Origin of the sequence: Natrinema sp. CGMCC1.2065, assembly GCF_051225675.1 — an archaeon.
Lineage (GTDB): Archaea > Halobacteriota > Halobacteria > Halobacteriales > Natrialbaceae > Natrinema > Natrinema thermotolerans.
The window spans coordinates 44,909-63,618 of the sequence record NZ_JBPJSJ010000018.1 but is presented as its reverse complement, the minus strand read 5'-3'; the positions used below and the strand labels follow the sequence as shown (position 1 = coordinate 63,618).

The window sequence follows — 18,710 nt, the reverse complement described above, 5'->3', positions numbered from 1 at the left end:
GGCGATCCCGGCCGCGGTGGCGCCCGTCGCGACGACGCCGGCGACGCCAGCCCCGAAGACGGCCGCGGTCGGTCCCCCGAGCGCGACCGCCGCGACGGCGACGACGACCAGTCCGACCACGGCGACCGCGAGAGCGAAACCGACCGGTCGATCCGATTGGATCGCCCCGGGGATCGGCGACGAGGCGTCCGCGCCGGCCGCCTCGAGCGAGTCAGTCATTCGCCTCCCCGCTGTGTGCGCCGGCCGTGTCCGCCTCGGCGGGTACTCGCCGCCGAATGTCGAAGACGCAGGCGTCGTCGCCCTCGTGCATACAGGTCCGCTCCTCGGCGACGAGGTCCTCGTCGAAGCGGTCGGCGACGCCCTGGATCGCACCGCGAGCCACGTCACAGAGGTTCCGGTCCGAATCGTAGGTGATCCGGACCCGGTTCTCGTCGACCCGCTCCGACCGAATGCGCGGGGTCGTCAGCGTCGTCATGTCCCGGGTCCGCAGTGAGGTATGGAACCGCTGGATGTTCGCGATGAGTTCGAGCCCCTCCCAGTCGTCGTCGATGTGGAGGTCGTAGGTCTCGAGCAACGCGGGGACGACCCACCGCCCGTACTGGGTGAGGATCGTCCGCGGGCTCTGATCCGTGAGGTCACCGGCAGTACGGGCGATCTCGTAGACATCGCCGTCCGGATAGACCGTGACCGGGACGTAGACCTTCTCCTCGATGTCGGCCTCGTCCTGAATCGCTAGCCAGGCGTCCTCGCCGTAGGTATCGACGACGAACGACTGGAGCGTCTGCAGGATTATGCCGTGCATTCCGCCTCCCCCCGTCCCGCGTCCCCGACGACGGTCGCTCCGAACATATCAGATTTCACGATTAGTAACCCTTCTTATGAACGTACTCGGTTAGGTTTTCACCCTGCACTGTTGGGTACCGGAATCGGGCGTGAGAGTCACCCGCTCGGCTCGAATCGGCGAGGCCGGCCGAGGTCGATGCCGCCGCCTGATTCCGATTACGAGCGGGAATCAGTACGTATAAGTCGACTGATCAATATCGATCAACCGTGAGCGACCTCGGAAAAATCGATCGCGCGTTCTTCGACCGCCACATCGCGCCGAACCTCGGTGCCGACCGCGACGACGTCGCCGTCGGGCCGACCCACGGCGTCGACTTCGGCGTCCTCGATATCGACGACCGCGCGCTGGTCACCGCCACCGATCCCCTCTCGATCCTGCCTGCCTTGGGCCTCGAGCGGGCCGCACGGTTCGCCCTCGATCTCGTCCTTGCGGACGTGGCCGTCAGCGGCGTCCCCCCGTCACATCTCTCGATCTGTTTCACGCTGCCCGAGGGGATGACCGACGACGAGTTCGCGACAGTCTGGGAGACGATCCACGCGGAGTGTGCGGACCTCGGCGTCGCCGTCGTGACCGGCCACACGGCGCGATATGCCGACCCGTCCCATCCGTGGGTCGGCGCGGCCACCGCGATGGGCGTCGGCGACCACGGCGACATCGTTCGGCCCGACGGGGCCTGTCCCGGCGACCGACTCCTCCTGACGAACGGTCCCGCCGTCGAAGCCGTCGGCCTGCTGAGTACGCTCTTCGGCGAGGAAATCGACTGTCCCGCCGAGACGATCTCGGCCGCCCAGGACCGCCTCGAGGAGGTCTACGCCGTTCGGGACGCCCTCACGGCGGCCGCCGCGGGGCCGGTCCGGGCGATGCACGACGTGACCGAAGGCGGCCTCGCGGGCGCGTTGAACGAGATGGCCGACGGGGCCGACGCCCGGTTCGCGATCGACCGCGACGCCGTCCCGCTGCGCCCCGGCGTCCGCGAGGTCTGTTCGGCGCTCGAGATCGATCCCTGGGCGGCGACAAGCTGTGGCTCGCTACTGATCGCGGTCGACCCCGACGGCGTCGCCGACGTCCGCGAGGCGCTCGCGGATCGGGGGACGCCGGTCGCCGAGATCGGCCGGGTCGAGGCGCTCGAGGGCGACGGCGGCGAGGTGCTGGTCGACGAGGACCGGCTCGCGCACCCGAACGCCGATCCCTCGTGGGACGCCTACGCGGAGTTGGCCGCCGCGGCGAGCGACGGCTCGTAATCACGAGAGAACGATCAACTCGGCGGTTTCCGTCTCGGTTCCGAAGACGTTCGTTGTCACGAACAGCTTCGAGTCGGCCGCGGTGACGAAGCCGACCGCGCCGGTGGGTTCGTACTCGAACCGGAGGTGGCGGGTTCGGTACGATCGAACCCCGATCCCGCCCTCGATGTCGATCGCGCGGAGCCGATCGCCGCCGACGTACACCGTGTCGCCGACGACGATCGGCGGATTGTGCGCGCTCTCGCCGAGATCGAGCCGCCAGCGAACGCTCCCGTCGGCCAGGTTGAGCGCGAACACCCGCGGTCCCGAGCGCGCGAGCAGTGTCTCGTGGGCGATAGCGATGCCGTCGTTGCCGAACCCGCCGATCTCGGTCTCCCACGCCCGCGCTCCGTCCGGTTCGAAGTACACGACCGTCCCGTCGCCGCCGACGACGGCGATGCCCCACTCGGACCCGCTCTGGTCCAGTGACCGCACCGCCGGACCGCTCCGAATGCCGGCCTCGACGGTTCGCCGCCACTGGACGGTCCCCCACTCGTCGACGGCGTACAACTCGCCGCCGTCGGTCGCGACGTAGACGTAGTCAGTGTACTTCGCGAGCGAGTGTTCCGGGGTCCCCAGTAGCTCCTGTTCCCACAGGCGTTCGCCGGTTCCGGCGTCGAGTGCGTGCAGAGAGTTGCCGCCGGCCGTGAAGACGCGGCCGTTCTCCCCGTCGTCGGTGACCAGTAGCGACCCCTGTCCGATGGTCGCCTCGAACGTCTCGCTCCACTCGACCGCGCCGCTCTCGAGGTCGCGAGCGGTCACCGTGTCCACTTCCGGGACGTACGCCAGCCCCTCGTACACGGTCGGTGCCCCACGGTAGATGTTGGCCTCGTTGTTCGGGTCGATCGACCAGCGCCGGTCCCCGCTCGTCCGATCGAACGCGACCACGTCGGTTCCGATCGTCGCGAGGACGGTCCCGTCGACCACGACCGGGTCGGCGGTCGCGTGCGCCGACTCGAGATCGACGCGCCAGTCGACGGTAGGGTCCTCGCGCGGCGCGACGCCGTCGGGGATCGCTCTCGAGTTCCGCCGATCCGCGCCGCCCGTCGGCCACGCGTACGATTCGTCCGTCCCGGGATCGACCGATAGACCGCCGAGACAGCCCGCGGCGGTCGCGATACCGGTCGCACCGAGGGCGGCCATTACTTCGCGTCTGGAGGGCATTCGATGATTGTTGGCGAGGCTAGACGAATGTATTTTATGGAACGGATGATCGAACGCTCCGCCTCGCCGCTCAGACCTCGCGCAGGCCGAGGCTGTACTCGAGGGCGGTGTCGACCTCGGCCATCCGGTCGTCCGGTACCGATCCGACGACGTCCGTGATCCTGTCGTCGATCGAGACGGTTCGAACCTGACTACAGAGCGCGACCGAGTCCTCGCGGAGGGCACACTCGTCGGCTGGAATCAGCACTTCGAAGGGATACTGCTCGCCCCCGTAGGACGTGGTGAAGGGGACGACGATCGTCGTCGGGGCGTTCTCGTTACCGACGTCGTTCTGGACGACGAGACAGGGTCTGGTCCCCCGCTGTTCGGAGCCGCGCGTCGGATCGAGTTCGACGACGACGATGTCGCCGCGGCGGACGTGCATCGTCATTCCTCCCAGTCGGGTGCGTCGCCGAGGGAAGCGTTCGCTTCCCGCGAGGTCCCGTCCATCTCGGCCGCGAGGTCGCGGTGGTGTTCGGCGCGGCGTCGATACCCCTCCGCGAGGTCCGCCCGCGACGTCGGTTTCTCGATGACGATCTTGTCGTCCTCCTCGCGGATCGTCACCTCGTCGCCGCCGTGGATATCGAACGCCTCTCGAAGCCGCTTCGGCAGCGTTACCTGCCCGCGATCGCCGACTTTCCGCGTTTCGGGCTCGGCCATACGTATTCATATCATATCCATATCCATAACGCTGCCGTCCGGACTGCGTGTCGCCGTTCGAAACCGACCTCGACGGGACCTGCCGGTCCCCGCTCCGCCGACGGGTCCGCCTCGAGCGACCGCGGGCAAGGCGTACCCGTCTCGAGGTCGTATCCCGCCGTGACCGATGAGCGACCTCGAACGGGAGAAGGCGGCGATCGTCGACGAACTCGAGGGGGAGCGATACACGCACACGGCCCTCAGGGAGCGGGTCGCGGACCGACACGACTGCAGCGAGGCGGCCGTCAGTCGCGCGATCTCGGCGCTCCACGACGCGGGCACGATCACGCACGAGCAGGGGTTCTTCGAACTCGCTGACGACTGACGGCGGGCGGTTCCCGACGACCGGCCGTCCTCGAGGCGTCGATCACACCGCGGACGACTCTCAGCGTCGCTGACCATCACCGCTTAGTATAAGCCGGGAATACGGTTTCGTATGCGAACACCAGCACCCGAGAGCCGGCCGGTCGCGCTGACGATCGCTGGCAGCGACTCCGGCGGCGGCGCGGGGATCCAGGCCGACCTCGCGACGATGGCCGCCCACGGCGTCTTCGGCACGTCGGCGATCACCGCCGTTACCGCACAAAATACCCGCGGCGTCGAGTCTTCGCACGTCCTCCCGACCGCGGAGATCGAGGCCCAGCTCGAGGCCGTCACCGACGACTTCGCGGTCGGCGCGGCCAAGACCGGGATGCTCGCGACGACCGAGGTTATCGAGACCGTCGCCGAGTACGCACAGGAGTTCGAGTTCCCGCTGGTCGTCGACCCCGTGATGGTCGCGACCTCGGGCGATCGCCTGCTCGAGCCCGAGGCCGAACGGGCCTACGAGGAGCTGCTGGGTACGGCGACGGTCGCGACGCCCAACGCCGACGAGGCCGAAGTGCTGACGGACATCGCCGTCACCGACGAGGAACGGGCCCGCGAGGCCGGCGAGGCGATCCTCGAGACGGGCGTCGACGCGGTCCTCGTGAAGGGCGGGCACGTCCCCGGCGAGCGGGTCCGGGACGTGCTGGTCACCGCGGAGACGGTCCGGACGTTCGAACACCCCCGCGTCGGGACCGAGGCCACCCACGGCTCGGGCTGTGCGCTGGCCGCCGCGATCGCGGCCCGACTGGCCACGGGTGAACCGCTCGAGCCGGCCGTCGAGGGGGCGACGGACTTCCTTGCCCGCGCGGTTCGGTACCCCTACGATGTGGGCGAGGGTCACGGCGCGGTCAACCACATGCACCCGCTGCGAAACGACGCCGCCCGGGAGCCCACCGCCGAGGAGGTCCAGGCGATCGTCGACCGACTCGTCGCGGCCGACGTCTCGGCGCTGGTCCCCGAAGTGGGAATGAACGTCGTCGGCGCAACCCCCTACGCCGAATCCGTCGCCGAGACCGCCGCCGTCGAGGGCCGGATCACGCGGACCCTCTCGGGGGTTCGACCCAACCGCGGGGTCCGGTTCGGGGCCTCGAGCCACGTGGCTCGCTTCCTGCTGTCCGCGCGGGAGTTCGTCCCCGCCCTCCGATTCGCGGTGAACTGCCGGTTCGACGCCGACGTCGAGGCCGCACTCGAGGCCCTCGCGTGGCCGATCGCCGAGTACGATCGCGGCGATCAGTCGGCCGAGATCAGGGAGACGGAGGGGAGTACGATGGGATGGGGTGCCCGGCAGGCGTTCGCGGACCGCGAGGAGCCCCCCGTCGCCGTCGTCGATCGCGGCGAGGTCGGCAAGGAGGCGCTCGTGAAGATCGTCGCGGCCGACCCCGAAACGCTCGCCGACCGGACGCTGGCGCTCGAGCGCGAGGTGACCCGATGAGCCCCGCCGACGGCGACGCGCCCGCCCTCGAGACCGGAATCATCCTGCCGCAGTACGGCACCGAGATCGGCACGGTTCGGGACACCGCACTCGAGGCCGAGCGGCTGGGCTACGATGCGGTCTGGCTCGAGGATCACTTCCAGTCGTGGATCGGTGACCCCCGGCGAGCGACCCATGAGTGCTGGACGACGCTCAGCGCACTCGCGGAGGCCACCGACGAGATTCGGCTAGGGACGCTCGTGACCAGTCAGTCCTACCGCCATCCCGCCCTGCTGGCGAAGATGGCGGCGCAGGTCGATCGGATCAGCGACGGCCGGCTCGAGCTGGGACTGGGCGGGGGCTGGTACGAGGCCGAGTACGACCGCTTCGGCTACGAGTTCCGCGAACCGCCCGCCGAACGACTCCGCCGGCTCGCCGAGACCATCGAAATTCTGCAGGGGCTGTGGACCACCGAGACCTACAGTCACGAGGGCCGACACCTCGAGGTCGACCTCGAGGACGCCTTCTGTGAACCACAGCCGGTCCAGGAGCCCCACCCGCCGATCTGGATCGGCGGCGGGGGCGAGCAGTTTACGCTGCGCTACACCGCCGAACTGGCCGACGGCTGGAACTACGGCACGCTTGAGCCCGCGGGCTTTGCCGACAAGCTCGACGTGTTGCGCGATCACTGCGAGAGCGACGCCCGGTACGACGAGATACGCAAGTCCGCCGAACTGTTCGTCTTCGTCGGCGAGACGACCGCGGCCGCCGAGGCGAAGCGCGAGTCGTTCCGCGACGAGTTCCTGCCCGCCGACGGCCCGAGTGAGCCCCGGGAGTTCTTCCTGTCGGGCTACCTCGAGACGGCACCCACCGGAACGCCGGCCGAGGTCCGCGATCGGCTCGCCGACTACGCCGACGCCGGCATCGAGGAGGTCATGCTCGCGATCCCGAACGCGGCCGACGACGGGGACGAGAGTCTGGCGCTGCTGGCCGCGGCACTCGCCGCGTGACGTTCCGCCGGCGGACATCCCAGCGGTCAGTACTCGACAGTAGAGCTATACGGCAGGCGTGAGACGCACCCGGTATGAGCGATTCGTCGTCGGTCGGCGGGACTAACGTCGACGGGGAGTCACCGCAACTCGAGCCGACGGTCGAGACCGACGAGGCGACGATCACCGACGACGCCGAACTCGAGCGGACGCTCGGGCTCACTGGTGGCCTCGCCATCGGGATCGGGACGATGATCGGGGCCGGCATCTTCGTCTTTCCGGGACTCGCCGCCGGGCAGGCGGGCCCTGCCGCGGCGGGCTCGTTCGCGATCGGCGCGCTCGTCGCCCTGCTGGTCGCGTTGCCGACGTCGGAACTCGCGACGGCAATGCCGAAAAGCGGGGGCGGCTACTACTACATCTCCCGCGGTCTGGGGACGCTCGCCGGGACCGTCGTCGGACTGTCGCTGTGGTTCGGGCTGGTGTTCGCGACGGCGTTTTACCTCGTCGGCTTCGGCTACTACGCGGTCGATACGCTCGCCGAACTCGGGGTCGCGGTCGGCGACGGACTCGTCATCCCGCTGGCGCTGCTGTTCGGCGCGGGCTTTACGGTGTTGAACGTCACCGGGACGGAAAACGCGGCGAAGCTCCAGAACGGGATCGTCGCGTTACTGCTGTCGATCCTGGTCGTCTTCCTCGGGTACGGCGGCCTCGACGCCATGGGGCTCATCGGCGACCCGTCCGCGCCCGAACAGTTCGCGCCCTTCGGCACGATGCCGATACTGACGACGGCGGCGCTCGTGTTCACCTCGTATCTCGGCTTCGCACAGGTCGCGACCGTCGCCGGGGAGATGAAAGACCCCGGCCGGAACCTGCCGCTGGCGATGGTCGGCTCCGTCCTCATCGTCGGCGTCCTCTACGTGGCGACGATCTTCGTCGCGACGAGCGCCTTCGGGAGCGAACGACTCGCCGAGTTCGGCGAGACGGCCATGGTCGAGGTCGGCCGCCACTACCTCGGCGCGGCCGGTGCCGTCGCGATCGTCTTCGGCGGGCTGCTCGCGACCATGTCGAGCGCGAACGCGTCGATTCTCAGCACGTCTCGAGCCATCTATGCCGTCTCGAAGGACGCCCTGTTGCCGCGGCGGGCGAGCCACATCAACCTCCGCTACGGCACGCCACACGTCGCGCTGGGGTTGGCAGGCGGGCCGATCCTCGTGTTGGTCGCGACCGGCCGCGTGGAACTGCTCGCGGAAGTCGCCTCTTTCTTGCACCTGCTCATGTACGGGCTGATCTGCGTGGCCCTGCTCGCACTGCGCCGGAACGAACCGGAGTGGTACGATCCGGACTTCCGTACGCCCGGCTATCCCGTCGTTCCGATACTCGGCGCGCTCGCCAGCTTCGCCCTGATCGGCTTCATGCAACGCGCGTCACAGCTCATCGGCATCGCAATTATGCTCGCGGCCGCTGGGTGGTACGCCTACTACGCCCGCGACGTTACGCTCAGGGGGGCGCTCCAATGACCCGCGTCCTCGTGCCGCTGGCGATCCTCGAGGGCGAGACGGTCCCGGCCGGCCTGCCGACGCTGCTCGCCCCGGCGGACGTGACGGTACTCGGCTATCACGTCCTGCCCGAACAGACGCCGCCGGACCAGGCGCGCCTCCAGTACGAGGACCGGGCGACCGCCGCCCTCGACGACCTCGTCGCCGAGTTCGAAGCGGCCGGCGGCGCGGCCGATCATCGTCTCGTGTTCACTCACGACCGGGAGCAGACGATCGACCGGATCGCCGCGGAAACGGGAGCGGACGCCTACGCCATCACTGGCGTGACCGGACCGGTCGATCGCCTCCTCGTGGCGCTCTCGGACGCCGCCGCCGTCGACCACATCGGTTCCTTCGTCGCCGACCTGGTCGCCGGCCGCGAGATCGACGTCACGCTCTTTCTCGCGACCGACGACGAGCCCGGCGGTCGCGAGTCCCTCGAGGCGGCCGCCGAAGCCCTCGCCGCGGCCGGTATCGACGTCGAGACCGAACTCGCGGTTGACGACGCGCCGTTCGAGGCGCTTGTCGACGCCGCGGCGGACCACGACGCCATCGTCATGGGCGAGCAAGCACCGTCGCTCCGGTCGTTCCTGCTGGGCGAGGACGCCGAGCGGGTCGCCGCCGAGTCGGTCGGTCCGGTACTCATCGTCCGGAGTTCCGACGGCGCGTGATTACCGCGTGTGGGTGTCCCACACGGTCGCTACTCCTCGTTTTCGCCGCCGTGTTCCGTGTCCTCTGCTGTCGTCTCGAGGTACTCGCCGCGAATCACGAGGACCGGATCGACCGTCTCCCGTGCCAGCCGTTCGACGCGATCCCGGAAGACGTACCGGCGGATCGACGGCCGACTCTCGCCGAGGACGAGGAGGTCGTGATCCGCCGCGGCGTCGAGGATCGCCGCCGTGGGCGAGTCGTCGACGACGACCGTGCTGTCGATCCGCCCGTCGTCGAGGCCAGCGGCCACCAGTTCCGACCGCGCCGTCTCGAGCAGTTCCGCGCCCGCGTCTCGCTCTCCCTCGTCGGTCGCGACGTGAAAGAGGGTGACCGTGAGCGTCGTCTCGGCGAGGACCGTACGGAGTAGTCGGGCGATGTGGTCGACGTTGACGTCGCTCCGAATCGCGACGAGTACCGTCTCGAGGACGGGCGCTGGGTTGAGGATCAGGACGGCGTCGCACGATTCCTCGACGGCGACGCGTTCGAACGTCTTCAGTCGGGAGTGGGTAAACGCCAGTCGCGACGCGACGTCGCAGCCGGCGTCCTCGAACACCGTCCGTCGCTCCGCGAGTTCGGCCCGCATGCGATCGCCGTACTGATCGCGTGCCTGCTCCGTGCCGGTCTGGTCCGGGAGTTCGCGATAGCCCAGCAGGACGACCGGAATCGACGCGAACGCGTCGACGAGCGTCCGCGGAACGCTCTCCCCCTCGAGGACGTCGACCGGGATCAACACGCGATGGGCGCGGTCTGACATGACTGACGAGTGACTCTCCCACGGGCAGCGTAATATATCCCGGCCGGCGACCGCCCCCTCGAGCCCCGTTTCGGCGGACGGCCGCGCGTTTTTGTAGCTCGGCCACTTAAACCAGTACCGTGACGGCGCGAGAAAACAGCGTGACGACGAACGAAACGGACGCCGTGGCCGCGTTCAGTGAGGGAGCCGGTGCGCCGCCCGGCGATGACGCGGTGGGGACTGACCGAGGGTTCGACCGGGAGCGGCCACCGACCGAGACGCGCCCGGACAGCCGCGAGCCGTCGGCGACGGATAGTCGCGACGTCGCCGTCTCCGTCGACGGACTCTCGAAGCGGTTCGGGGCCGGCGAGACGGCGGTCACCGCGGTCGACGACGTGAGCGTCGACATCGAGACCGGTTCGATCGTGGGCCTGTTGGGGCCGAACGGTGCCGGTAAGACGACGCTCATCAAGTCGATTCTCGGGATGGTCGTGCCGGACGCGGGCAGCGTCCGGATCCGTGGCATCGACCTCCGGGAACGACCGCGGGCGGCCTACAGCGCCGTCGATGCCATGCTCGAGGGAGCGCGCAACGACTACTGGCGGCTGACCGTCCGGGAGAACCTGCGGTACTTCGCTACGATCAGCGGCGTCGATCCGAACTCGGTCCGCGACCGCCACGACCGGCTGCTGGCCCAGCTCGACCTCGAGGCGAAGGCCGACGTTCCGGTCCGCGATCTTTCCCGAGGGATGAAACAGAAGGTGTCGCTGGCGAGCGTCCTCGCCGGTGGTGCCGAGGTCGTCTTTCTCGACGAACCAACGCTGGGTCTGGACATCGAGAGTTCCCGGATGCTCCAGCGGGAACTGCGACGCCTCGCCGCGGAGGAGGACCTCACCGTCGTCCTCAGCAGCCACGATATGGACGTCGTCGAGACGGTCTGTGACCGCGTCCTCATCATGTCCGACGGAGCGATCATCGCGGACGATACCGTCGACGCCTTGCTTTCCGACACGGACCGCCACTGCGTTCGGATCACGAGCGCCGACATCGACGCCGCGCTCGTCTCGCAGCTCCGCCGGCGCTTCGACGCGATCGAGGCCGAGCGACGCGACGCCGGCCACCGGATCGAGGTCGTGACCGACAGCGACGGCCTCTACGTGCTGCTGGCACGGCTCCGCGACGCCGGCGTGACCCTCGAGCGCGTCCGGACGGTCGAGCCGGACCTCGAGGACGTCTTCGTCGAGCTGACGAGCGGCGATCGAGGTGGGCGATGAGCGCGGGCGCGGGTCGGCAGGACGGGACCGACCGGCCGCGGCCGGCCGGCTACCGCCACCTCGCGCGGGCCGTCCTCTATCGCGAGTACCTGGTTTTCGTTCGCTATCCCGCGAACGCTATCGGCGGGCTCATCGCCTCGGTGTTTTTCTTCGGGCTACTGTTCTACGGCGGCCGGGCGATCGCCGGACAGGCCTTGACCGACTCGATCGAGGGGATCATCGTCGGCTACTTCCTGTGGTCGCTCTCGGTCGGGGCGTACTCCTCGATCGCGAACGATATCGGGAGCGAAGTCCAGTGGGGGACCCTCGAGCGCCACGTCATGTCGCCGTTTGGCTTCGCCCCCGTGGCGCTGTTGAAGGGCCTCGCCAAGATCGTCCGGTCGTTCGTCACCTCGTCGGTGCTGCTGGCGGTGATGCTGCTCATCACCGGGCGGAGCCTCGAGTTGAACGTCCTGACGATCGTCGTCGTCGCGACGCTCAGCATCGTCTCGGTGCTGGGCCTCGGACTGGCCGCCGGCGGCGTGACCGTCCTCTACAAGCGGGTCGGCAACTGGCTCAACCTGCTCCAGTTCGGCTTTATCGTGCTGATCTCCGCACCCGCGTTCGATCTCGGCTGGCTGCGATTCTTCCCGCTCGCCCAGGGCAGCGCGCTCCTCCAGCGGACGATGATCCACGACGTCCGCCTCTGGGAGTTCCCTGCGGTCGATCTCGCGATCCTGCTCGGGGTCGCCGTCGGCTACGTCGCGCTCGGCTACGCGATCTTCCAGTACGCGACCCGTCGGGCGAGACGGCTCGGCGTCCTCGGGGACTACTGACCCGCTTTCAGCCCGCCGGACCGACGGCGTCCGGAACCGTCGCCCCCCGCCAGACTCTCCCCCGTGGCACCCGTTCGATTCCGTATGGCCCACGACAGGATCCACGCGCGGAAACCGACACACGACCTCGAGCGATGGTCCGTCGGGACGATCGCCGCCATCGACCAACGGGACGGTCACGCCGTTTTCGAGGTAACCGCCGAGGGCGGCGAGTCGATCGAACTCGTCGTGACCGTCGCCATCCGGGATCTCGTCCTCCGGCGACTCGATCTCGCGGCCGACGAGTCGCCGATCGGTGCCCGCGTCTGGTACCGCACCCGCGGCGGCTGACGGTCGCGGACCGATACCTAGTTTTCGGTGGCGACGGTACCGTGGGGCATGGTCGAGAGCCCGTTCGACGTGACGATCGAGGTTGGCGAGGTACTCGAGGCCGAACCGTTCCCCGAAGCCGAGAAACCCGAGATGACCAAGCTGTGGATCGACCTCGGCGACGAGGAGATCCAGTCCGCGGCGCAGTTGGACCACCATCACGACGCCGCCGACCTCGAGGGCCGACAGGTGCTGTGCGCGACGAACCTCGGCTCCGTGCGGATCGCGGGATTCAAATCGGAGGCGCTGACCGTCGGCGTTCCGAGCGAGGAGGGGTATCCCGTGCTGGTCTCGCCCGACGAGGACGTGCCGCTGGGCGGAACGCTGTACTGATCTTGGGAATAGTCTAAGTAGTACCCACTGTAACCGTATACGTGTGAAAGATGGGGACGGAAACTGACGACCGCGGACGGCTCTATCTCTCGAAGGATCTCCGTGAGCGACACGGTGAGCGTTTTCACGTCGTCGAATACAGCGACCACATCGAACTGATCCCGATCGACGACGACCCGCTCGAGGGACTTCGAGAAGCCGTCGGCGACGCGTTCGACGACAAATCGATCGACGAACTGCGCGACGAAGCCCGGGAGTTGGCCCGCGAGGAGGCAGCGAACGATGTACGTCGAGACTGATTTCCTGCTAGCGCTTCTCAAGGACTCTGACTGGTTGCAGGCCGAGGCGAAAGCTGCCCTCGACGAACACGAGGTAGAAACGTCGATCCTCGCCTACGCAGAACTCTTTCACCTCCTCGACGACTACGACGTCGATCGCGTTCGAGCGATTTCCAACCTCGTCGAACTCGTCCCGGTTCGACCCGAGGAACACTCACAGGCCGTTCTCAAGGCGGTCAAGTATCAGGACGAGTACGGGATGACGAACTTCGACTCGCTTCACGCGGGGATGGTCGACACGTGGGAGACGCCAGTTCTCGGTAGCGAACGTGACTACGACGACCTCGAGATCGAGCGCATCCCGCTCGAGCCGACGAACGAGGAGTCCGAGTAGGGCCGTCCCGTCGCTGCCCGGCCACGTTCACCGCGGATCCCGCAGGGTTTTTGCGGTGGAGGGACAGTCACCGGATATGACCGAGGCGACGGGGATCGTCGGCGAGTTCTTCTCGCTCAAGGAAGACACCGACGCCGACCTCCTGACGATGCAGTGTGGCGATTTCTACGAGTTCTTCGGGGAGGACGCCGAACTCGTCAGCGAGGAACTCGACCTCAAAGTCTCACAGAAGTCCTCGCACGGTTCCTCCTATCCGATGGCCGGCGTGCCGATCGACGACCTGACGCCCTATCTCAAGGCCTTAGTCGAACGCGGCTACCGCGTCGCCGTCGCCGACCAGTACGAGACCGATTCCGGCCACGCCCGGAAAATCGTCCGCGTCGTGACCCCCGGCACCCTACTCGAGACGAGCGACGCCGACGCCCAGTACATGGCGGCGGTCGTCGACGGGGGCGAGGTCGGCGGGGCGAGCAGTGACGGCTACGGCCTCGCGTTCGCCGACGTGACGACCGGCCGCTTTCTCGTCGCCGACGCCGCCGACGCCGACGAGGCGCTGACGGAACTCTACCGATTCGATCCAGTCGAGGTCCTGCCCGGCCCCGAAGTGCGGACGGACGACGACCTGCTCGGGAAACTTCGCGAGCGCGTCGACGCGACGCTGACGCTCCACGAGACCGACGCGTTCGCGCCGAAACGCGGTGCCCACACTGTCCGTGAGCAGTTCGGAACCGAGACCGTCGACCGACTGTCAGTCGGCGAGCAGACGCTCGCGGCCGCCGGTGCGGTGCTTTCCTACGTCGAGGAGACCGGCGCGGGCGTGCTGGCCTCGATGACCCGCATCCAGGCCCACCACGGCGACGACCACGTCACCTTGGACGCGACCACCCAGCGCAACCTCGAGTTGACCGAGACGATGCAAGGCGAGCGCGACGGCTCGCTGTTCGCGACGATCGACCACACCGAGACCAGCGCCGGCGGCCGCCTGCTCAAAGAATGGCTCCAGCGGCCCAGACGGTCGCTCGAGACCCTCGAGGAGCGACAGGCGAGCGTCGACGCGCTCTCGACGGCGGCGCTGGCCCGCGACGAACTGCTGGATCACCTCGGCGAGGCCTACGATCTCGCCCGCCTCGCCTCGAAGGCCAGCCACGGCAGCGCCGACGCCCGGGATCTGGTTGCCGTCCGCGAGACGCTGGCCGTTCTCCCGGCCGTGGCCGAGACGATCGAGTCGACGCCGGCACTGGCCGACTCCCCCCTCTCGGCGATCGTCGACCGACCGGACCGGGCGGCCGCGCGGGAACTGCGCGAGACCCTCGAGGAAGCCGTCGCCGAGGACCCCCCGTCGACGGTGACGCAGGGGGAACTCCTCCGGAAGGGGTACGACGCGGAACTCGACGAGGTGATCGAGCGCCACGAGGAAGTCAGGGAGTGGCTCGATACTCTCGCCGAGCGCGAGAAGCGCCAGCACGGGCTCTCACACGTCACCGTCGACCGGAACAAGACCGACGGCTACTACATTCAGGTCGGCAAATCGGCCGCGGACGGCGTGCCCGACCACTACGAGCAGATCAAGACGCTGAAAAACTCCAAGCGGTTCACGACCGAGGAACTCGAGGAGAAGGAACGCGACGTCCTCCGACTCGAGGACCGACGCGGCGAGTTGGAGTACGAACTCTTCGCAGAACTCCGCGACGAGGTTGCCGAGCGGGCGGCACTGCTGCAGGACGTCGGCCGGGCCTTAGCGACGATCGACGCGCTGGCGAGTCTGGCGACCCACGCCGCCGAGAACCGCTGGGTACGGCCGGAGCTGCATCGGGGCGAGGATCTGACGATCGAGCAGGGCCGCCACCCGGTCGTCGAACAGACGACGGAGTTCGTGCCCAACGACGTCCGCATGGACGAGGACCGCGGCTTTCTGGTCGTCACCGGGCCTAACATGTCCGGCAAGTCGACGTACATGCGACAGGTCGCGTGTATCGTCCTGCTGGCCCAGATCGGGAGCTTCGTTCCGGCCGAGGCGGCCGAGATCGGCGTCGTCGACGGCATCTTCACTCGCGTCGGCGCGCTCGACGAACTCGCCCAGGGCCGGTCGACGTTCATGGTCGAGATGAGCGAACTCTCGAACATCCTCCACACCGCGACCGAGGAGTCGCTGGTCATCTTGGACGAGGTGGGGCGGGGCACCGCGACCTACGACGGTATCTCGATCGCCTGGGCCGCGACGGAGTACCTCCACAACGAAGTGAAAGCGAAGACCCTCTTCGCAACCCACTACCACGAACTGACCGGCCTCGCCGAGAACCTCCCCCGCGTCGCCAACGTCCACGTCGCGGCCGACGAACGCGACGGCGAGGTCACCTTCCTCCGGACGGTCCGAGACGGCCCCACGGACCGCAGCTACGGCGTCCACGTCGCCGACCTCGCCGGCGTTCCGGACCCCGTCGTCGACCGCTCGAGGGAAGTCCTCGAGCGTCTACGCGAGGAGAAGGCCATCGAGGCGAAAGGCGGGGCCTCGAGCGAGCCGGTGCAGGCGGTCTTCGATCTGGGCAGCGGGACGATGCAGACCGGGTCCCAAGACCGGTCGCAGGCGGCGTCGACCGACGGCGGCCCGGCGGCGAACGACGCCGCAGGCGGGTCGCTCGATCCCGAAACCGAGGCCGTCCTCGCGGACCTCGAGTCGATCGACGTCAACACGACGCCGCCGATCGAACTCGTCTCGCGGGTCCAGGAGCTACAGGAGCGACTCGAGGAGTGACCCGGCCGCCGACGCCGCGTTCGATGTCGGAGAGCGAGAGGTAGCGATCGGTGTTCGGATGGGTTCCGAAAACGGAGCGGCTGAATCGACAGGTGGACATGCGAACTTATCGAAGAAGTCGGAGCGTTAGCAGAGCCACCATCGGACCGAGGAACAAAATCAAACCAACCCCAATAAGTAACAACTCACGCGGGAGAATAAGGTAAAGCAGCAGTACAAGGTTGCTAAGCAAAAGTACGATAATCAGATTAAGGCGGAAGATAATCGGTCTATTATTCATTGTACGACTATTTTAAGCATCTCATGATATATATTGTCTGTATCACTTTCGTGCCCTGAATTGGATTGTTCTCCGGCTCCAGCGGAGGAACACGAACCGGAAACTACTGGTGGCGGTCCCGTTCGAACGCCTCGAGCGCGTCCGTGTACGATCGCAGGACCGATAGGAGCAGCGCGAGCAGCAGTAGCGGGGTGGCGTACACGAGCTGGGTGTACGGATCCGGGGGCGACACGACCGCTGAGACGAGGACCGCGATCGCACCCAAGCCGGCCAGGGTTCGGGCGAATCGACGGTGCGGAGACGAACTCATACCGACGCGTTTCGGACCGACGATATAAATTTCACTAGGGTAGTCAGCAGAACGTTCAGCACCGGTCCGTTCCGTGGGAGCGCCGGCGTCGCGTTCCGTCCGACTGAGGAACGACACAGTTCGTCGAGATTCCGCCAGTCACTGCGGTCGACGACCGTCGATGCCACGCGACCGAGAGACGGCGAGGCCGTCGGCGATCGGTAGAACTTTGAGATACTGGGGCACTCGGTAGCACGATGCACGAAGCAGACTTCGACGTGGCGGGGAAGACCGCCATCGTCACCGGCGCGAGCCAGGGAATCGGCGAATCGATCGCGAAGACGCTGGCCGCGGGCGGCGCGGACGTCGCCATTTGTTCGCGGTCGATGGATCGTGTCGGTCCGGTCGCCGAAGAGATCAACGACGCCGACGACGCGGCCCAGGCGCTCGCGGTCGAGTGCAACGTCCGCGAGCGCGAGCAGGTTCAAAATCTCGTCGACGAGACGGTCGAGAAGTTCGGCGACGTCGACATCCTCGTCAACAACGCCGGCGGGGAGTTCGTCGCGCCCTTCGAGGACATCTCCGCGAACGGCTGGGAGACCATCGTCGACCTCAATCTCAACAGCACCGTCCACTGCACGCAACTCGCCGGCGAGGTCATGCGTGAGGGCGACGGCGGGGTCATCATCAACATGTCCAGCGTCAACGGACAGCACGCCGCGCCCGGCGAGAGCCACTACGGCGCGTCCAAGGCCGCGATCATCCGCCTGACCGAGACGCTGGCCGTCGAGTGGGCCGAGTACGGCATCCGCGTCAACTGCATCGCGCCCGGCCTGATCCAGACGCCCGGCGTCGCCGAGACGCTCGGTATCGACAGCGAGGACATGCCGCCCCGCGAGGAGACCGACCGCCGCATCGGCTACGGCGAGGACATCGCCGACGTCGCGCAGTTCCTCGCCAGCCCCGCCGCCGCCTTCATGAACGGCGAGACCGTGACGGTGAAAGGCGTCCCGCGAGCCGGCAACTCGATGTCGCAGGACCTGGGCCTCGAGGACTGACGGCGTCGGGAACTCCGTCTCGCTTTCCCTCTGTCCAGGTGTCAGCCGCTGGCGGATCGATCCGGGGCGCCCCGCGGTAGCACGGACGGGTAACGAATATGTCGACCGGCTACCAAGTGTAGCCGATGGCGACTTCTGGGAACCCCGGCATCGACGTGGTTGCGGCCGTTGGCCTGTCCGTCGCGGCGGTCGCAGTCGGCCTCGTCGCGCTCGGTGGAGTCGCCGCGGGGGCCTCGAGCGACGCTCTCGTCGCGCTGGTTCCGACCGCGTTCACCGCCGGCTTGCTCTGTGGGGCCATCGTCGCGCGTGTCACCGCCGACGCCGCGATCCGATTCGGTGCCTCGCGGTTGCGGACCGTCGCTTGTTGGGCGCCCACGTCGCTCGTCGCGGGCGGTGTCGGCGTCCGCTCCGTGACCGACACAGGCGCACGGGACTGGCAGCTGCTACTGCTCGGTATCGCGTCGGGTGCGGTCGTCCTCTCGGGCTGGCTGTTGTCGCGGACGACGCGCGACGCCTACGTCGGTGCGGTGATCGACGATCGCGACGACATGCTCGTCGACTGGACGTGGTATCAATCCGGGACCCACGCGTTCCTGATCGCCATCGGCCTCGCCCTGTTCGGGGTCGGAACGGCGGCCTCGCTCGTCGCCGGCACGTCCTCGTACCGGTTCCTCCTCCCATCGATCGTCTTCATCGTCCTCGGGTGGGCACCGACGCTCTCGATCCCGAACCCGGGCGGCGACGACCTGACGCTGTTCTCGGTCTCCGGGCTCGAAGGTGCCCGCGCCGATGTCCGCGCCTATCCCGACGGCATCGTCATCGAACCTCGTCACATTCCGTCGTACAGGCGGTTCGTCCCGTGGGACCGGATCGTCGACGTGCGAACGACCGCGGATCGACTCGTCCTCGAGCGCCGGTGGCGACCGGCCGTTCGCTGTGATCGGTCGGCGATCGAGGACGCCGAGGTCGTTCGCGACGCGATCGAGCGGGCGCGGCGGGGGACGGCCGATTCCCAAACCACAATTTAACGCCGTTCGAACGCGAGCCAAAACTATGAACGGACCGCGGACGAGGACCGATGGGAGCGCACCGGGATC

General features: G+C 67.9%; 21 protein-coding genes and 1 pseudogene. 15 read left to right on the top strand and 7 right to left on the bottom strand.

The window, feature by feature from the left end:
• Both ACSBP4_RS16345 and ACSBP4_RS16340 read right to left on the bottom strand, forming a co-directional pair.
• Positions 1 to 219, bottom strand: a pseudogene (locus ACSBP4_RS16345) (methyl-accepting chemotaxis protein); the annotation flags it as partial.
• A complete protein-coding gene (locus ACSBP4_RS16340; RefSeq protein WP_006651098.1) occupies positions 212 to 802 on the bottom strand; it encodes a heme NO-binding domain-containing protein in 591 nt (196 codons plus the stop codon). The pseudogene ACSBP4_RS16345 and the gene ACSBP4_RS16340, both read right to left, overlap by 8 nt.
• A 248-nt stretch (positions 803 to 1,050) precedes the next feature.
• Here ACSBP4_RS16340 and ACSBP4_RS16335 point away from each other — a divergent pair, with 248 nt between their 5' ends.
• The gene (locus ACSBP4_RS16335) at positions 1,051 to 2,085 is read left to right on the top strand and encodes an AIR synthase family protein (RefSeq protein ID WP_435552844.1); all 1,035 of its coding nucleotides are present in this window, start codon (positions 1,051 to 1,053) and stop codon (positions 2,083 to 2,085) included.
• On the opposite strand, the gene ACSBP4_RS16330 is transcribed toward ACSBP4_RS16335, so the two are convergent.
• The 3 genes from ACSBP4_RS16330 to ACSBP4_RS16320 all read right to left on the bottom strand — a co-directional run bounded on the left by ACSBP4_RS16330 (position 2,086) and on the right by ACSBP4_RS16320 (position 3,987).
• Positions 2,086 to 3,288: a PQQ-binding-like beta-propeller repeat protein gene (locus ACSBP4_RS16330; RefSeq protein ID WP_435552843.1), complete on the bottom strand. Its 1,203-nt coding sequence runs from the start codon at positions 3,286 to 3,288 to the stop codon at positions 2,086 to 2,088.
• 70 nt (positions 3,289 to 3,358) lie between these two features.
• Positions 3,359 to 3,712, bottom strand: coding sequence for a type II toxin-antitoxin system PemK/MazF family toxin (locus tag ACSBP4_RS16325; protein WP_373631784.1), 354 nt, complete (start codon positions 3,710 to 3,712; stop codon positions 3,359 to 3,361).
• A 2-nt stretch (positions 3,713 to 3,714) separates the two neighbouring features.
• On the bottom strand, positions 3,715 to 3,987 hold the full coding sequence (locus ACSBP4_RS16320; RefSeq protein WP_435552842.1) for an AbrB/MazE/SpoVT family DNA-binding domain-containing protein: 273 nt from the start codon (positions 3,985 to 3,987) through the stop codon (positions 3,715 to 3,717).
• A gap of 166 nt (positions 3,988 to 4,153) precedes the next feature.
• Between ACSBP4_RS16320 and ACSBP4_RS16315 the strand changes: the two genes are divergently transcribed.
• The 5 genes from ACSBP4_RS16315 (at position 4,154) to ACSBP4_RS16295 (ending at position 8,998) form a co-directional block, all read left to right on the top strand.
• Positions 4,154 to 4,351 carry a hypothetical protein gene (locus tag ACSBP4_RS16315; protein WP_049965939.1) on the top strand — a complete coding sequence of 66 codons (198 nt, stop codon included), beginning with the start codon at positions 4,154 to 4,156 and terminating at the stop codon, positions 4,349 to 4,351.
• A 111-nt stretch (positions 4,352 to 4,462) separates the two neighbouring features.
• Positions 4,463 to 5,824 (top strand): bifunctional hydroxymethylpyrimidine kinase/phosphomethylpyrimidine kinase, encoded by a 1,362-nt coding sequence (thiD, locus tag ACSBP4_RS16310; protein ID WP_049965940.1) that lies wholly within the window; start codon positions 4,463 to 4,465, stop codon positions 5,822 to 5,824.
• Positions 5,821 to 6,813, top strand: coding sequence for a TIGR03560 family F420-dependent LLM class oxidoreductase (locus ACSBP4_RS16305; protein WP_049965941.1), 993 nt, complete (start codon positions 5,821 to 5,823; stop codon positions 6,811 to 6,813). Before thiD ends, ACSBP4_RS16305 begins: the two co-directional genes overlap by 4 nt.
• Before the next feature lie 74 nt (positions 6,814 to 6,887).
• Entirely contained in the window at positions 6,888 to 8,309 is a 1,422-nt protein-coding gene (locus ACSBP4_RS16300; RefSeq protein ID WP_435552841.1) for an APC family permease, read from the top strand.
• Positions 8,306 to 8,998, top strand: a complete 693-nt coding sequence (locus ACSBP4_RS16295; RefSeq protein ID WP_435552840.1) for a universal stress protein — start codon at positions 8,306 to 8,308, stop codon at positions 8,996 to 8,998. The genes ACSBP4_RS16300 and ACSBP4_RS16295 overlap by 4 nt, the downstream gene beginning before the upstream one ends.
• Before the next feature lie 29 nt (positions 8,999 to 9,027).
• Here the strand turns inward: ACSBP4_RS16295 and ACSBP4_RS16290 are convergent, their stop codons facing one another.
• The gene (locus ACSBP4_RS16290) at positions 9,028 to 9,792 is read right to left on the bottom strand and encodes a universal stress protein (RefSeq protein WP_373631790.1); all 765 of its coding nucleotides are present in this window, start codon (positions 9,790 to 9,792) and stop codon (positions 9,028 to 9,030) included.
• Positions 9,793 to 9,911: 119 nt separating this feature from the next.
• Here ACSBP4_RS16290 and ACSBP4_RS16285 point away from each other — a divergent pair, with 119 nt between their 5' ends.
• The 7 genes from ACSBP4_RS16285 (at position 9,912) to mutS (ending at position 15,986) form a co-directional block, all read left to right on the top strand.
• The gene (locus ACSBP4_RS16285) at positions 9,912 to 11,045 is read left to right on the top strand and encodes an ATP-binding cassette domain-containing protein (RefSeq protein WP_435552839.1); all 1,134 of its coding nucleotides are present in this window, start codon (positions 9,912 to 9,914) and stop codon (positions 11,043 to 11,045) included.
• Positions 11,042 to 11,860, top strand: coding sequence for a hypothetical protein (locus ACSBP4_RS16280; RefSeq protein WP_006651110.1), 819 nt, complete (start codon positions 11,042 to 11,044; stop codon positions 11,858 to 11,860). The genes ACSBP4_RS16285 and ACSBP4_RS16280 overlap by 4 nt, the downstream gene beginning before the upstream one ends.
• Positions 11,861 to 11,944: 84 nt before the next feature.
• Positions 11,945 to 12,190, top strand: coding sequence for a hypothetical protein (locus ACSBP4_RS16275; protein ID WP_435552838.1), 246 nt, complete (start codon positions 11,945 to 11,947; stop codon positions 12,188 to 12,190).
• 48 nt (positions 12,191 to 12,238) lie between these two features.
• A complete protein-coding gene (locus tag ACSBP4_RS16270; protein WP_006181501.1) occupies positions 12,239 to 12,562 on the top strand; it encodes a hypothetical protein in 324 nt (107 codons plus the stop codon).
• Between the two features lie 50 nt (positions 12,563 to 12,612).
• Positions 12,613 to 12,861, top strand: a complete 249-nt coding sequence (locus ACSBP4_RS16265) for a hypothetical protein (protein WP_049965949.1) — start codon at positions 12,613 to 12,615, stop codon at positions 12,859 to 12,861.
• Positions 12,845 to 13,234 (top strand): PIN domain-containing protein, encoded by a 390-nt coding sequence (locus ACSBP4_RS16260; protein ID WP_435552837.1) that lies wholly within the window; start codon positions 12,845 to 12,847, stop codon positions 13,232 to 13,234. Before ACSBP4_RS16265 ends, ACSBP4_RS16260 begins: the two co-directional genes overlap by 17 nt.
• 76 nt (positions 13,235 to 13,310) lie before the next feature.
• Complete coding sequence (gene mutS / locus ACSBP4_RS16255; protein ID WP_435552836.1) at positions 13,311 to 15,986, top strand: DNA mismatch repair protein MutS; 2,676 nt, start codon at positions 13,311 to 13,313, stop codon at positions 15,984 to 15,986.
• Between the two features lie 383 nt (positions 15,987 to 16,369).
• Here the strand turns inward: mutS and ACSBP4_RS16250 are convergent, their stop codons facing one another.
• Positions 16,370 to 16,576 (bottom strand): DUF7534 family protein, encoded by a 207-nt coding sequence (locus ACSBP4_RS16250; RefSeq protein ID WP_049965952.1) that lies wholly within the window; start codon positions 16,574 to 16,576, stop codon positions 16,370 to 16,372.
• Positions 16,577 to 16,812: 236 nt separating this feature from the next.
• On the opposite strand from ACSBP4_RS16250, the gene ACSBP4_RS16245 reads away from it, so the two are divergent.
• Both ACSBP4_RS16245 and ACSBP4_RS16240 read left to right on the top strand, forming a co-directional pair.
• Complete coding sequence (locus ACSBP4_RS16245; RefSeq protein ID WP_049965953.1) at positions 16,813 to 17,613, top strand: SDR family NAD(P)-dependent oxidoreductase; 801 nt, start codon at positions 16,813 to 16,815, stop codon at positions 17,611 to 17,613.
• A 125-nt stretch (positions 17,614 to 17,738) separates the two neighbouring features.
• Entirely contained in the window at positions 17,739 to 18,641 is a 903-nt protein-coding gene (locus ACSBP4_RS16240) for a hypothetical protein (protein WP_435552835.1), read from the top strand.
• The last annotated feature ends 69 nt before the right edge of the window (positions 18,642 to 18,710 follow it).